Here is a 14700-nt window from a genome sequence, read left to right on the forward strand (position 1 = left end):
CTGACGCCTTGCCATCCGGTGGTTCTGAGATGTTCGACAACCTTGGGCACGGGCCCAATCACTTGCTCAATGCACTGCCGGCGGCGGTGCAGGAGCGCCTGCTGCCCCACCTCAAGCCGGTGGCCCTGAGCCTGGGCCAGGTGCTCTACGAGTCCGGGGACATACCGCGCCACGTGTACTTCCCCACCGATGCAGTGGTGTCGTTGCTGTACCTGATGGAAAACGGCGCCTCGGCGGAAATCGCCGTGGTGGGCAACGAAGGGCTGGTGGGGGTGGCCCTGGTCATGGGCGGCGAAAGCACCACCAGCCGGGCCATCGTGCAGAGCGCCGGGCACGCCTTGCGCCTGCCCGGCCAGCGCCTCAAGGACGAGTTCAACCGCCACGGCGAAATGCTCCTGCTGATGCTGCGCTACACCCAGTCGCTGATCACCCAGATGGCCCAGACCGCGGTGTGCAACCGCCACCACTCCATCGACCAGCAACTGTGCCGCTGGCTGCTGCTGTCTTTGGACCGGCTGCCGGGCAACCAGCTGGTGATGACCCAGGAACTGATCGCCAACATGCTCGGGGTGCGTCGCGAAGGCGTGACCGAAGCCGCGGGCAAACTGCAGCGCCAGGGCATCATCGAATACAGCCGCGGCCGGATCAATGTGCTTGACCGGCCGCGGCTGGAGCAGCACAGCTGCGAGTGCTATGGGGTGGTGCGCAAGGAAACCGAGCGCTTGCTGCCGTACCTGCCTGGCAGCAAGCGCGCCGATCCGGACTGAAACGGGCGTGGGTGTCAGGCCGCGCCAGACGCCTTCACCGCCAGGATGCTCCCCGGCATCGAGTACAAGGCGCGTTCGGTGGTGCTGCCGATCAAGCGGCCAAAGCCGGTGCGGTGCACCGTGCCCATCACCACCACGTCCACCAGGTATTCGTCGACGAACTGGGCGATGCCCGGCACCGGCGGGCCCATGATGAAGTGGCGGAATTCCTGGGGCACGTTGTGCTCATCCCCCAGGCGTTCGAATTCCTTGTGCAGGGAGTCGCGCAGCTCGTCCAGGCAGTTGACGCTCCAGGCGGTGGACGCCACCGGCGCCACGCCATCGAGCATCGGCATCAGGTCGTAGGCGTACAGCAGGTGCAACTGGGCGTCGCATTGCAGGGCCAGGGCGTGGGCGGTCTGGATGATCTGCGTATTGAGCCCGCGGATCTGGGTGTCGGACTGGGCCGGGTCCACCGCGGCGACAATCCGCCGGGGCAGCTTGTGCGGCGCGTCGTTGACCAGGTGCACAGGCACCGGCGCCTCGCGCAGCAGGTGGCAATCCAGCGGGGTGACGAACACGCGCTTGAGGGCCGACTCCAGGGTCACGTCCTTGATCAGCAGGTCAGGCCGGAACTCGTCGATGTAGGCGAGCATGTCCTTGAGCACCTGGGTGCTCCAGATCACCTGGGTGGTGACCTGCACGCCCTCCTCGGCCATCCACTGCGCTTCCACCTGCAACCAGCGCTCGTGGCGCTGCAGGTAGGCTTCGCGCTCGCTGTCTTCCAGGTGTTCTTCCCATAGGTAGGTGCGCGCCGGCGGTTCGACGAACACCAGGGCGTGCAGCGCCGCGCCGCTGGCCCGGGCCAGGGCAACGGCACGGCGCGCCGCGGGGGATTGGTGCTGCTGTGGATCGGCGATCAGCAACAGACGCTGGTACTGGCTCATGGTGCTCCTCCTTGGGCGATACGTGAGCTTGAGTGTGGAATGCCGTGCTGCCGGGCGCCTTGACCGGTATCAAGGGCGCCCGGTGGCACGGATCATGGGGTGATGGCGATCTTCATCACGCCGTCGCGCTGGCTGGCGAACAGCTCGTAGGCGGCCTCGATATCGTCGAGCTTGAAGCGGTGGGTCACCAGCGGCTTGAGGTCCACCTGGCCACTGGCGACCACCTCCATCAGCCGGCGCATGCGTTCCTTGCCGCCCGGGCACAGGGTGCTGAGGATGCTCAGGTCGCCCAGGCCGGCGGCATAGGCATCCAGGGGAATGCGCAGGTCGCTGGAATAAACCCCAAGGCTCGACAGCTTGCCCCCCGGGCGCAGCACCCGCAGCGCCGACTCGAAGGTGCCCTGGGTGCCCAGGGCCTCGATCGACACATCGACCCCGCGACCGTCGGTGAGGTCCATGATCTGCTTGACCACGTCGCCCTGCTTGAAGTCCACCACATGGGTCGCCCCCAGCCCGCGCGCCACGCTCATGCGCGCGGCCACGGTGTCGACGCCAATGATGGTGGTGGCACCCTTGAGCCTTGCTCCGGCCACCGCGCACAGGCCGATGGGGCCCAGGGCGAACACCGCCACGCTGTCGCCGATGTTCACCTCGGCACGCTCGGCGCCGGAGAAACCGGTGGACATGATGTCCGGGCACATCAGCACTTCTTCATCGCTCAGGCCGTCGGGGATCGGGCACAGGTTGGCCAGGGCGTCCGGCACACGCACGTATTCGGCCTGGCAGCCATCGATGGTGTTGCCGAACTTCCAGCCGCCCGTGGCGCGAAAGCCGTGACGGGTGTCCGGGCCGTCCTGGGAGCCGCAGCCGCAGAGGCAGGCGTAGCTCTGGCCACTGGGGGTGATGGCCCCGGCGATCACTCGCTGGCCCTCGTGGAAGCCGCGCACCTGGGAGCCCAGGCGCTCGATCACCCCCACCGGCTCGTGGCCGATGGTCAGGCCCTTGGCCACCGGGTATTCACCTCGCAGGATGTGCACGTCGGTGCCGCAGATGGTGGTGGTGGTGATCCGCACCAGGGCGTCCAGCGGACCGATTTCGGGGATGTCCTTGTCTTCCAGCACGATGCGGTTCTTCTCCACGAATACCGCTGCTTTCATCTTGGCCATGTTGCCGATCTCCATTGCCGGGAAGGGGTCTGCGCGAATCCGCAGGTCTGCTGACAGACTGCGCGGATACCCCGGGGAAGGGCTTGATCATGGTCAAACAATGGCCCCTTGGCGGCCGCTGGGGCGACCGTGTGTCGCAAACTCGCCCTTCAGCCCTGCTGCCGGCGCGGCACCAGGCACAACAACAGCGCCGCAACCCCGCACAGGCCCAGGGTCGGCCCCAGGGCCTGGCCCCAGCCCACCAGCAGCAACCCGACGCCAATCAGCAGGTAGTAGAACAGCCCGAACCCGGCCCCGGCGCTGCCCAGCCGGTCGCTGTAGGCCGCCAGCGCCGAGCCGAGGATATTGGGGATGGCCAGGCCGAAGCCCAGCACCACGCCGAGCATGGGCAGCAGCAACCACAGGCTGTGCCCAAGCGCTGTCACCCCCAGGCCACCCAGGGTCACCGCCAGGGCCGCCAGCCGCAGCAGGGTGTCACCGGACCAGCCCCGCCCCAGCAGCCGACGATTGAGCCAGGCCCCCAGCCCCGAAGCCAGGGCCAGGCCCGCACCGCTGTAACCAAAGCCCTGCTCGCCCCACCCCAGGTCGCGAAACAGGAACGGCCCGAGGCTGTAGTAGCTGAGCAAGGCCACATTGAACAGCGCCACCAGCAGCGCCGAGCGCCAGATGCCCGGGTCCCTGAGCATGTGCCACAAGGTCCCGGCCAGGGGCGCCAGGTGCGGCGCCGGCGCACGGGTTTCCGGCAAGGCCCGGGCGCACCAGCCGAGCAAGGCCAGGGCCAGCACCAGCAACCCGGCCAGCGCGCCCTGGTAGCCCCAGGCCCGCACCAGCCCGGCCCCACTGAACAGGCCAATGGCCGGGCTGGCCGCCAGGACCATGCCCACCAGGGAAAACACCCGCACCAGTTCACTGCCGCGAAACAGGTCGCGCAGCAGGGTCTGGGTCACCACCGAGCCCGCCGCCACGCCCAGGGCGGCGAGGGCCTGGCACAGCAACAGCGCGGTAAAACTCTGCACCTGCAATTGCAGCCCGATGGCCAGGACGTACAGCGTCAGGCCACCCAGCAAGGCCGGGCGCCGGCCCCAAAGATCGCTCAAGCGCCCCCACAGCAGCACCCCCGGGGCAAACCCCAGGACAAACACCGAAAGGCTCTGGGCCGCTTGCGCGGGGGCCACGCCAAAGGCCCGGCCAAGATCGGCCAGGGCCGGGCTGTAGAGGGTCTGGGCGAGCTGCGGGAACATCAGCAGAGCCAGGGCCAGGGGCAACAGGGAACGGGGATTCATCAGGCAGTGCTCGGCAAAAAAAACATGCCGGCGATTCTAGGCAGCGGCGCCTGGCGTATTATCGCAACCCTGCCAACAAACATCGGAAGTACGCCAATCATGGCCTGGCTCGAACCACAGGCACTCTTCGACCCCGACCGCTTCGACGCCCCCCTGCTGGGCATCGCCGCGACCCTCGGCGACCACGACTCCGGCCTGCACCGCCACCGCCGCGGGCAATTGCTGTACACCCGCCAGGGCTGCACGCGGATCACCCTGGACCATCGCCTGTGCCTGCTGCCGCCCTCGCGGGCGGCGTGGATTCCCCCGGGGGTCACGCACCGCGCGCAAATGCAGCAGAGCGTGGACTACCGTTCGCTGTACTTCAGCGCCGAACTGAGCCAGCGCCTGCCGGCCGAAGTGGCGGTGATCGAGGTCAGCCCGCTGCTCCAGGCCGTGCTGGAACCCATGGCCCAGGCCGCCTTCGACTGCGACTGGAGCCAGGGCCGCTACCCGCACCTGCTGGGCCTGTGCATCGAGGAAATCCGCCAGGCCCTGCACCAGCCCCTGTCGCTGCCCCTGCCCCGGGACAAACGCCTGCAACCGCTGCTGGCGAACCTGGAGCAACTGCCGCCGCAATTGCAGGTACTGGCCACCCAGGTCGGCGCCAGCAGCCGTACCATCGGCCGGATCTTCCAGCGTGAAACCGGCCTGAGCTACCAGCAATGGCGCCAGCAGTGGCGGCTGATGCGCGCCATCGAACTGCTCGCCACAGGCCGCGGCATCGGCTACAGCGCCTGCGCACTGGGCTTTGCCAGCGACAGCATCTTCATCGCCTTCTTCAAGGCCATGACCGGCACCACGCCGCGGGCGTATTTCAACACCTGAAAGGCCTCAGCTACCGTAGACCTTCTGTGCCGGCGCCCGCTGCTCCAGCAGTTGCGCCACCGCCGCACCTATCTGCGTCACCTCCCAGCGCGCCTGGCGATCCAGGCTCGGCCCGGAACGCCAGCCCTCGGCCAGCGCGAGCTTGCCGCCTTCGATCTCGAACATCTGCCCGCTGACCCCCGCAGACTCCTCAGAACCGAGCCAGACCACCAGCGGCGCGACGTTTTCCGGAGCGAAGTGATCGAAACCGGACTCGGGCTTCTTCATCACTTCGGCGAACACCTGCTCGGTCATGCCGGTGCGCGCCGCCGGAGCCAAGGCATTCACGGTCACCCCGTAACGCTGCAACTCCGCGGCCTGGACCAGGGTCAGGGAGGCGATGCCGCCCTTGGCCGCGGCGTAGTTGGACTGGCCGACGGAGCCCTGCAGGCCGGCCCCGGAACTGGTGTTGATGATCCGCCCGCTGACCGCAACCCCGGCCTTGGCCCGATCCCGCCAGTAGCGCGCGGCGTGGCTGGCGATGCAGAAATGGCCCTTGAGATGTACGGCCACTACCTGGTCCCAGTCGGCCTCGCTGAGGCTGCTGAACATGCGGTCGCGACAAATTCCGGCGTTGTTCACCAGCACATGCAGATCACCGAAGCACTCCAGGGCTTGCCGGACAATCCGTCCGGCCGCCTCGTAGTCGGTGATGTCGTCGCTGTTGGCCACGGCGCTGCCGCCCTGGCCGGTGATCTGCGTTACCACCGCATCGGCCGCTGCTCGATTGATGTCATTGACCAGCACCCGGGCGCCGGCCTCGGCAAAAGCCAGGGCATAGCAGCGGCCCAGGCCTGCGCCGGCCCCCGTGATGATCACAACGCGGTTTTCACAGATATTCATCTTTACGAGTCCTCGGGCTGCTGTTCTACAAACGTTCGATGATGGTCACGTTGGCCTGGCCGCCGCCTTCGCACATGGTCTGCAGGCCAAAGCGCCCACCACTGCGCTCCAGCTCATGCAGCAGGCTGCACATCAGCCGGGTGCCGGTGGCGCCCAGGGGATGACCCAAGGCAATGGCGCCGCCATTGACGTTGGTCTGGGCGTGGGGATAACCGGTTTCCTTGAGCCAGGCCATGGCCACCGATGCGAAGGCTTCGTTGATCTCTACCCGGTCGATGTCTTCCAGGCGCATGCCGGCGCGGCGCAGGGCATGAGCGGTAGCGGGGATCGGCGCGGTGAGCATCCAGATCGGGTCGGCGGCGCGCACGCTCAAATGATGGATACGCGCGCGCGGGGTCAGGCCATAACGCTTAAGCGCGGTTTCGGAGACGATCAGCAGCGCGCTGGCGGCATCGCAGGTCTGGCTGGATACCGCCGCCGTCACCCGGTCGCAACCGAACAGGAATTCCAGCTCCGCCATTTGCGCCAGGCTGGTGTGGCGCGGCGTCTCGTCCTGTTCGACCCCAGCCAGGGGCAGGATCTCCCGAGCAAAGCGCCCCTGTTCCTGCGCCTGCAAGGCCCGGCGATGGGACTCCAGGGCGTATTCCTCGAGCGCGACCCGGGACAGGCCCCACTTCTCGGCAATCATCTGCGCCGCGCGAAACTGCGTCGGCGGCTGCGGTCCGTAGCGCCGCACCCAGCCCTCGGAACCGCTGAACGGATCGCTGAAACCCAGGGGTTCGGCGGCGCTCATGGCCGAGGCGATGGGAATCTGGGTCATGGTCTGCACACCACCGGCGATCACCACATCCTGGGTACCGCTCATCACTGCCTGGGCGGCAAAATGCACCGCTTGCTGGGACGAACCGCACTGCCGGTCGATGGTGGTGCCGGGCACTTCCTCGGCCAGCCCGGCAGCCAGCCAACTGGTCCGGGCGATATCCCCGGCCAGGGGGCCAATGGTGTCGACGCAACCGAAGATCACGTCGTCGTAGTCCACTTCGGGGATGCCGTTGCGTGCCACCAGAGCGCGCAGCACATGGCCCCCCAGGTCAGCGGCGTGGACCCGGCTCAGGCCGCCCTTGCGCCGTCCGGTGGGGGTACGCAGGGCATCAACGATATAGGCTTCAGGCATGTCTGCCTCCACATTCAAAGGTCTGGCCGGCGCCAAGCGGCGCCTGCGGGTCGAACAGCGCCTGGCGCACCCGTGCCTTGTGCAGGCAACGGTCGCCCCAGGTTTTGTCCAGGGCCCAGGCACGCTTCATGAACAGTTGCAGATCGACTTCCCAGGTGTAGCCCATGGCGCCATGGGCCTGGATCGCGTTCTTCGCGGCCAGCAAGGCCGCCTCGGCACAGGCCAGCTTGGCGTGAGAGACGTGCGCGTCCAGGCCGGGACCACCCTGATCCAGGGCCCAGGCCGCGCGAAACAGCGGGCCCTTGGCGAACTCGACCTGCACCGCGACATTGGCCATCAGGTGCTTGACCGCCTGGAACGACCCCACCGGCTGGCCGAACTGCTTGCGCTCGAAGGTGTAGTCCACCGCCAGGTCGACCATGCGCCGGGCCAGGCCGAGCAACTGCGCCGCCGTCCCCACAGCGCCACGATTGAAGGCCTCGGCCCAGAGCTGTCGGCCTTGAGTAGCGTCGGCCACGCAGGTGGCAGCGCTGGGCGTCCAGTGGACCTGGAACAACTGGCGGCTGGGGTCCATCGATTCGTTGCGAACCAGACGCACCGCCGCCGGCTCCAGCGCATGCACCTCATCACCGTGGGCCAGTAACAGCAGGTCGGCGACATGGGCATCGCTGACCAGAACCTGCCCCGGCTGCGCCACCGCCAGCCGCGTGCCGCCCTCGGCGATACGCGTCAGCCAGTGCTGCTTCAGCACTGCCCGAGCCTCATCGAGGGCCGCCAGCAGCGGCACGCCGATCAGCGCCGTGTCCACCCAGGGCTCGGCCAGGGCGGCATAACCACACTCCTGGGCCAGCAGCACCACATCGACCATTTGCAGGCCCATGCCACCGTATTGCTCGGGCACCGTCAGCAGGTTCAGGCCCAGGTCCGACAACTGGCCCCAGAGCCGCTCGCAACGGCCGCTGGGGCTTTGCCACAGCTCGCGCAAGCGTTCCGGAGGCACCTCGTTGATCAGGAATTTGCGCAGGTTGTCCTGGAACAGCAATTGATCGGGAGTAAAGCTGAAATCCATGGTCTGCTCCTCAGGCCCGGGGCATGCCCAGCATGCGTTCGGCAATGATGTTGCGCTGGATCTCGTTGGTCCCGGCGTAGATCGAACCGGCCTGGGCGAACAGGAAGCCCTCCAGCCACTGGCCGACGTCGCCGGCCGCAGGAGCATCGGACAGCAACTCGCCGCGCTGGCCGAGAATGCTCATGGCAATCTCGTGCAAGCGTTGGTCGAGCTCGGACCAGAAGATCTTGTTGGTGGACGATTCCGGGCCGATCTTGCCGCCCTGGACCAACTGCGAAGCGGTCATGTAGGTGTTCAGGGTATAGGCCTCGGCATCGAGCCAGGCGCGCATCACCGCCTCGCCAATACTCGGGTCGAGGTCGGCGCTGGCGCGGTTGGCCTGGTACAGCTGCACCAGGCGGCGCGCGCTTTCCTGATAGCGCGCCGGCGAACGCAGCAGCAGCCCGCGCTCGAAACCGGCGGTGGACATCGCCACGTGCCAGCCCCGGCCCTCGCCGCCCAGGACATTCTCCAGCGGCACCTTGACGTCATCGAAGAAGATGTCCGCAAAACCCGGCAAGCCGTTGAGCTGGCGGATCGGCCGCACGGTCACCCCCGGGCTGTCCAGGGGCACCAGGATGAACGTCAGGCCGTGGTGGCGCCGGGACTCGGGGTCGGTGCGAAAGATCCCGAACGCCCAGTCGGCCCAGACTGCCCGGGTCGACCAGGTTTTCTGGCCGTTGAGCACATAGTGGTCGCCGACCCGTTCGGCCCGCGAGCGGATCGCCGCCATGTCCGAGCCGGCACCGGGTTCGGACCAGGCCTGGGCCCAGATCTGCTCACCCGTGGCCATGGCCGGCAGGAAGCGCATTTTCTGCTCTTCGCTGCCGAACTCCATCAGGGTCGGACCGAGGAGGAAGATACCGTTCTGGTTGACCCGCGCCGGAGCCCCCGCGCGGTAATACTCCTCTTCGAAGATCAGCCACTGGATCAGGTCGCAGCCGCGTCCGCCCATCTCCCGGGGCCAGGTGACCATGCCCCAGCGCCCCTGGTTGAGCCTGGCCTCCCAGGCCCGGTGCTGGGCAAAGCCCTGTTCGGTATCGAAGGAAGCCAGCGGCTGGTCGGGCACGTTGGCCTCCAGCCAGGCCCGGGCCTCGGCCCGCAGCGCCTGCTGCGCGGGGGTGTAGTTCAGATTCATGCAAGTGCCTTCAGCCGTTGAAGTGAGCAGCGCGCTTCTCGACGAACGAGTCACGGGCTTCCTGGGAGTCCAGCGAGCGATAGGCTTCGAGGGTCAAGCCTTGCTCACGGCGGTATTTGTCTTCGAGGTCGCCATCCTCGATGGCATTCAAGGCTTCCTTGGCCAGGGCGATCATGGCCGGGCTCTTGGCGGCGATGGTCCGGGCCACCTCCAGGGCCGCCGCGCGCAGCTCCTCGCGCTTGACCACCCGCTCCACCGCCCCCAGACGCCAGGCCTCGGCGGCATCGATCATCTGTCCGGTGAAGTACATGTGGCGCACCTTCTGCAACGGAAACAACCGTTGCAGGTGCGCGCCGCCGCCCATGGCCCCGCGGTCCACCTCCGGCACGCCGAAGCGCGCGCAGTCGGCGGCCAGCACCAGGTCGGCGGCGCCGCAGATGCCGATGCCGCCGCCCAGGACAAAGCCATGGACCGCGACAATCACCGGCTTGGGGTTGCGATGAATGGCCTTGAAGGTGTCGTAGTTGCCCTTGTTCACCGCCACGATCAGGTCGCTGTCGGCAGCCAGCTCCTTGATGTCGACCCCGGCGCAGAAGCCCCGGCCCTCGGCCCGGATCAGAATCACCCGGACTTCAGGGGCCTGGCCCAGCCGCTGGATTTCCCGGGCGATGTCGGCCCAGCCCTGGCAGTTGAAGGCATTCACCGGGGGCCGGTCGAACACCAGCTCGGCGATGCCGTTTTCGATACTCACTTTGAATGCTTGCATGGGGGGCTCCTTCACGAGAGACGGCGGCACAGGTCCTCCAGGCGCGCTTGCGCGTCCTGGACGATCTGCTCGATCAATTCGGCGCAGCCGGGCAGGCTGTCGATGCTGGCGGCGACCTGACCGGCAGGCAGCACACCCTCGGCCGGAAGGCCTTCAACCATGGCTTTCTGGATCACCATCGGTGCATTGGCGGCCATCAGGCTCTGGGCCAGGGTCAGCCCGCCGCTCCGCTGCTGGTTCAAGGCCGCCAGCAACAGTTGGACCAGGCTCAGCCCACTGTGCCGGCGGTAGGCCAGCCCGCTTCCCAGGGCCAGCCACAGGCGGCGCAAGGCTCCACCGGTTTCCAGGCGCTGGAGCAATTCGTTGCGGATCATCCGCTGCGGCATGCCGTCGACGGCCCGGCTGACGATGATCTGCGCCGGGTCGCTGACCGCCAGGTAACGCGCCAGGGTCGCCGCGGGCACCGGGCTGTCGGCGCTCATCAGAAAGCGCGTGCCCATGGCGATGCCCGCCGCACCCTGGGCCAGGGCGGCCACCAAGCCGGCGCCGTCCTTGAACCCTCCAGCCGCCACCACCGGCACCGGCACCGCGGCCAGCACCTGACTCAGCAACTGCGAGGTCGGCACCGTGCCGGTGTGCCCGCCGCCCTCGGCGCCTTGCACCACTACCGCGTCGGCGCCCATGGCCACCGCCTTCTGCGCGTGCTTGAGCGCGCCCACCGTCGGAATGCAGACCACCCCGGCGTCCTTGAGCCGGGCAATCATCTGCTGGCCCGGCGAACGGCTGTAGCTCACCGCGCGCACCCGGTGCTTGAGCACCAGTTCGACAATCTGCGGTGCATTGGCCTGGTACAGATGGAAGTTGACCCCGAACGGCTGCGCCGTCAGACGCCGGGTTTCGAGGATTGCCGCCTCCATCTGCTGCGGCTCGATGGTGGCCCCGGCGAGAAAGCCGAAGCCGCCAGCATTGCCGGTGGCCGCCACCAACCTGGGGTCGGCGACCCAGCCCATGGCGGTCTGGATGATCGGGTAGCGGCAACCGAGCAGTTCGGTCAGCGGCGTATCGAGGGCAATCGCCATGTTCAGGCACCCTCGCGGCGCTGGGAACGGGCCATGGCCCGAGCGTCGTAACCCCCCAGCCGGTCGCCGGAGACCAGTTCGTTGTGGGCATGGGCAAAGTGATGCAGGCCGAAAGCCATGTCCATGCTGGAGCGCTTGCCCATCAGGTCCTCGGCGTTGTTCACCGCCTGTTTGCTCAGTTGCAGGCCCAGGCGCGGCATCTGCGCGATGCGCCCGGCAATGTCCAGTGTTTCCCGCTCCAGCTCGGCACGCGGCACCACTCGGTTGAGCATGCCCATCTGCAGCGCCCGAGCCGCTGGCATGCGTTCGCCGAGGAACAGGAACTCCTTGGCGATGCGGGCATTGAGTTCATGCACATGGGCGAAATACTCGACCCCGGGAATGCCCATGCGCACCACCGGGTCGGCGAAGTAGGCGTCGTCGCTGGCGATGATCAGGTCGCAGACCCAGGCCAGCATCAATCCGCCGGCAATGCACGCCCCCTGGACCATGGCGATGGTCGGCTTGGGCATCTCCCGCCAGCGCCGGCACATGCCCAGGTAGACCTCCTGCTCCCGGGCATAGAGAAACTCGCCACCGGGCTTGTCGACATGGTCGTACCACAGGCTGGCACGCTCGAAGCTCTGGTCGACGTCGCGGCCCGGGGTGCCGATATCGTGGCCGCTGGAGAAATGCTTGCCGGCGCCGCGCAGCACGATGACCTTGACCCCGTCGTCGTCACAGGCCCGGCGAAAGGCTGCGTCCAGGGCGTAGGTCATGCGCGAATTCTGCGCGTTGTGGTACTCCGGGCGGTTCAGGGTGACCAGGGCCACTCCCTCGCGCACTTCGTACAGCACCACCGGCTCCGGGCTCTTATCGTTGTGTTCAGGCATTGCTTGGCTCTCCGAAACGGGGTCCGCTCAGCCGACGCTGCGCAGCCCCGGCGGGTTGTCTTTGAGTTGCAGGGCCCGCAGGTTGTGCGGATCAAGGCGCTGGATCAGTTGCAACTGCTCAAGGGTCGGTGCCGCTGTGGTCGGGCAATGCTGCGGCACATGCAGGGCAAAGCCGGTGTTGTCCTGCACCTGGGCAAGGCTCACCCCGGGGTGCAGCGAACGCACGCGCATCTGCCGTTGCGGGCCCAGGAAATCGAGGACGCAGAGGTCGCTGACGATCAGGCGCAGGTCGATGTCGTCCAGGGACCAGCCCCGGGCCAGGCGCGCCGGGTTGTAGCCGACCGAAGCCACCACATCCACCTCGCCTTCGACGAACACCCGACGGCTGTGGCTGGTCACGCAAAACGAGTTGGCATGGCTGATGGAGTTGCCGGGAAAACCGCGCACCCCGAGCATCTGTGCCTTGGGCCGGGCGTAGTCGCCAATGCAGGAAATATTGCCCTGGCCGAAACGATCGATCTGCGACGGGCCGACCATGGCGTGGCGCCGCCCGCCCCAGAGGTTGTCGAAGATCCGCGAAAAGCCCATCCAGGCATCGCGCTTGGGCTGGTAGCCATCACGCGGGCCAAGGGGCACCGGCTCGGCCACCAGCCAGGCTTCGGAGTCGGTCATCAGCAACTGGCGGTTGCAACTGAGCATGGCCAGGGAAGCGGCCAGCCGCGGGATCACCCCGATCCCGGTGGCGAGGACGTCACCGTCCTCGGCGAAGGCTTCTGAGGCCGCGCAGATCATCAGTTCGGCGAGACTGTAAGTGCTGCTGTTCATGGCGAGGCTTCCTTAGAAAATCGGCAACGGCAGTTGGCGGATGGCCTTCAGGCCGCCGACCTTGTCCAGGTAGTCCTGATGGCTGCAGTCGACGTACTCGCGGCGGTACTCCTGCCAGCCATCGGCACGCTGCGCCGAGGCGTTGTAGGTATTGAAATGCGCGACATCGAAGCCATACAGCGGTGCACAGGAAGACGGGTGCGCACCACCGGGCACATGGGCCACGGCGCTGGTCAGGTTGGGCTCCCAGAACACCTGCCGGGCCTGCCCCGGATCGCTGTGCAGGGTGTCGCGCTCCAGCAGCTCGTCGCAGGTCACGTAGGTACGGGCCGCAGCGCGCACCAGCAGGTCATCCATGTAGTGGTCCGGTCCGCCGATCTGGCACAGCCCTCGGCTGTCGGCACGGTCGACATGGATCAGCGCCGCATCCAGCTTCAGCGCCGGCATCGCCACCCAGTCCCGGGCGTCGGCGTAGGGCGAGGCGATCAGCTTGATCTCGGGGTTGTGGCGCAACACATCAGTGCCCAGGCCCGCCGCCGTGGGCAGGAACGGCACGCGCATCGCTGCCGCCCGCAGCCCCAGCAACAGCATGCCTTCGTCGATTTCCATGACCTGCAACTCGCCCTGCTGGCGAGCCTTGCGGAAGTAAGGCTCCAGCGCAATGAAATCCAGGGAGACAAAGGCGAACACCAGCTTGCGGATCTTGCCGGCGGCGCACAGCATGCCGACGTCGGCACCGCCATAGGCGACCACCGTCAGGTCCTTGAGGTCCGAACGCAGGATCTCGCGGATCAGTGCCATGGGCTTGCGCCGCGGCCCCCAGCCGCCGATGCCCAGGGTCATGCCATCGCGCAACTGAGCGACCATCTGCGCGGTGCTCAGGGTCTTGTCCTGGCTCATTGTGCTTGCTCCCGGCCGACACTGAAGTCATGGCCCCAATGGCTGACCACCGTGCTCTCGAACGGCGTGTGTTGCTGCCAGTCCACCACCAGGCCGTCGCAGCCGTATTCCAGGTCAAAGCCCGATGGGGTCTTGATGTAGAAGGAAATCATCTGATCGTTGGTGTGCTGGCCCAGGGTCGCGGAAAGCTTCACCCCGTGGGCGTGGACCCGATCCAGGGCGCGACCGACTTCGTCCAGCCCCTGGACCTCCACCATCAGGTGCACGCAGCCATGGGGCATGGGGCATTCGAAGATCGCCAGGGAATGGTGGCGGGCGTTGTTGCAGTGCAGAAAGTGCAAAGCCTTTTGCGGCTCGGCCGGGTCGGGGGTGAAACGCACCTTCATCAGGTCGGAAAGGCCAAACCCCATGACCTGCTCATAGAACTCGCGGCAGCGCTCGAAGCTCGGCGCCGGCAGCACCACATGGCCCATGCCCAGGTCGTTGGTGACAAACCCCTTGAGCCCCACCGGCGAGACGAACCGGGCGAAATCCTGGCGCGGTCCCCAGAACACTTCATGGCGGTTGCCATCGGGGTCGAGAAAATGCGCCAGCTCCTGGACCTTGCGCTCCTCGGCCTGCGCGGCGCTGCCACGGTGCGCTGTCACCCCGTGCTGTTGCAGCTGCGCCAGGGCCTGCTCGAAGGCATCCTTTCCGGCCACTTCCCAGCCGCAGGCGCCGAAGCCGTCCTCGTTGCTGTGCTGGACCAGGATCCGGTAGGGCCGGTCGTCCATCTTCAGGTACAAGTGCTGCTCATCAGCCCCCGGCACGACCATCATCCCCAGCACCTGGCTGGCGTAATGGCGCCACTGCGACAGGTCCCGTGACCGCAAGGTGACGTAGCCCAACCCGCGAATATCCATGCAAGCACTCCTCGTTCAGCTCAACCCGTCCTCCTGGCAAGGAGG

Annotated in this window: 15 protein-coding genes; 2 read left to right on the forward strand and 13 right to left on the reverse strand. The window is 67.2% G+C overall.

Annotated elements, in window-relative coordinates:
- Positions 1–29: 29 nt before the first annotated feature.
- Positions 30–767 (forward strand): Crp/Fnr family transcriptional regulator, encoded by a 738-nt coding sequence (locus tag AC1RMG_RS21330; protein WP_011062348.1) that lies wholly within the window; start codon positions 30–32, stop codon positions 765–767.
- Positions 768–781: 14 nt separating this feature from the next.
- Here AC1RMG_RS21330 and AC1RMG_RS21335 read toward each other — a convergent pair whose 3' ends face one another.
- The 3 genes from AC1RMG_RS21335 to AC1RMG_RS21345 form a co-directional block, all read right to left on the reverse strand.
- Positions 782–1693 carry a universal stress protein gene (locus AC1RMG_RS21335; protein ID WP_011062349.1) on the reverse strand — a complete coding sequence of 304 codons (912 nt, stop codon included), beginning with the start codon at positions 1691–1693 and terminating at the stop codon, positions 782–784.
- Between the two features lie 92 nt (positions 1694–1785).
- Positions 1786–2859, reverse strand: coding sequence for an NAD(P)-dependent alcohol dehydrogenase (locus tag AC1RMG_RS21340; RefSeq protein WP_053152835.1), 1074 nt, complete (start codon positions 2857–2859; stop codon positions 1786–1788).
- Positions 2860–3008: 149 nt separating this feature from the next.
- The gene (locus AC1RMG_RS21345; protein WP_123430443.1) at positions 3009–4142 is read right to left on the reverse strand and encodes an MFS transporter; all 1134 of its coding nucleotides are present in this window, start codon (positions 4140–4142) and stop codon (positions 3009–3011) included.
- 99 nt (positions 4143–4241) lie between these two features.
- Between AC1RMG_RS21345 and AC1RMG_RS21350 the strand changes: the two genes are divergently transcribed.
- Positions 4242–5009 carry an AraC family transcriptional regulator gene (locus AC1RMG_RS21350; RefSeq protein ID WP_401155699.1) on the forward strand — a complete coding sequence of 256 codons (768 nt, stop codon included), beginning with the start codon at positions 4242–4244 and terminating at the stop codon, positions 5007–5009.
- A 6-nt stretch (positions 5010–5015) separates the two neighbouring features.
- Here the strand turns inward: AC1RMG_RS21350 and AC1RMG_RS21355 are convergent, their stop codons facing one another.
- The 10 genes from AC1RMG_RS21355 to AC1RMG_RS21400 are packed head-to-tail and all read right to left on the reverse strand — an operon-like array spanning position 5016 to position 14655.
- Complete coding sequence (locus AC1RMG_RS21355; protein WP_493170175.1) at positions 5016–5891, reverse strand: SDR family oxidoreductase; 876 nt, start codon at positions 5889–5891, stop codon at positions 5016–5018.
- A gap of 25 nt (positions 5892–5916) precedes the next feature.
- A complete protein-coding gene (locus AC1RMG_RS21360; protein WP_368995523.1) occupies positions 5917–7065 on the reverse strand; it encodes an acetyl-CoA C-acetyltransferase in 1149 nt (382 codons plus the stop codon).
- The gene (locus AC1RMG_RS21365; protein WP_370059409.1) at positions 7058–8134 is read right to left on the reverse strand and encodes an acyl-CoA dehydrogenase family protein; all 1077 of its coding nucleotides are present in this window, start codon (positions 8132–8134) and stop codon (positions 7058–7060) included. Before AC1RMG_RS21365 ends, AC1RMG_RS21360 begins: the two co-directional genes overlap by 8 nt.
- A 10-nt stretch (positions 8135–8144) precedes the next feature.
- Entirely contained in the window at positions 8145–9311 is a 1167-nt protein-coding gene (locus AC1RMG_RS21370) for an acyl-CoA dehydrogenase family protein (RefSeq protein WP_401021390.1), read from the reverse strand.
- A gap of 10 nt (positions 9312–9321) precedes the next feature.
- Positions 9322–10077: an enoyl-CoA hydratase family protein gene (locus AC1RMG_RS21375; RefSeq protein WP_072452578.1), complete on the reverse strand. Its 756-nt coding sequence runs from the start codon at positions 10075–10077 to the stop codon at positions 9322–9324.
- Positions 10078–10088: 11 nt separating this feature from the next.
- On the reverse strand, positions 10089–11156 hold the full coding sequence (locus tag AC1RMG_RS21380; RefSeq protein ID WP_262212521.1) for an NAD(P)H-dependent flavin oxidoreductase: 1068 nt from the start codon (positions 11154–11156) through the stop codon (positions 10089–10091).
- A 2-nt stretch (positions 11157–11158) separates the two neighbouring features.
- Positions 11159–12028 carry an enoyl-CoA hydratase gene (locus AC1RMG_RS21385; RefSeq protein WP_262212523.1) on the reverse strand — a complete coding sequence of 290 codons (870 nt, stop codon included), beginning with the start codon at positions 12026–12028 and terminating at the stop codon, positions 11159–11161.
- Between the two features lie 27 nt (positions 12029–12055).
- Positions 12056–12853, reverse strand: a complete 798-nt coding sequence (locus tag AC1RMG_RS21390) for a CoA-transferase subunit beta (protein ID WP_401155705.1) — start codon at positions 12851–12853, stop codon at positions 12056–12058.
- Positions 12854–12865: 12 nt separating this feature from the next.
- The gene (locus AC1RMG_RS21395) at positions 12866–13753 is read right to left on the reverse strand and encodes a CoA transferase subunit A (protein ID WP_072452570.1); all 888 of its coding nucleotides are present in this window, start codon (positions 13751–13753) and stop codon (positions 12866–12868) included.
- Positions 13750–14655: a VOC family protein gene (locus AC1RMG_RS21400; protein WP_072452569.1), complete on the reverse strand. Its 906-nt coding sequence runs from the start codon at positions 14653–14655 to the stop codon at positions 13750–13752. Before AC1RMG_RS21400 ends, AC1RMG_RS21395 begins: the two co-directional genes overlap by 4 nt.
- Positions 14656–14700: the final 45 nt, after the last annotated feature.

It is taken from the genome of Pseudomonas sp. GW822-FHT04H02 (assembly GCF_058800645.1).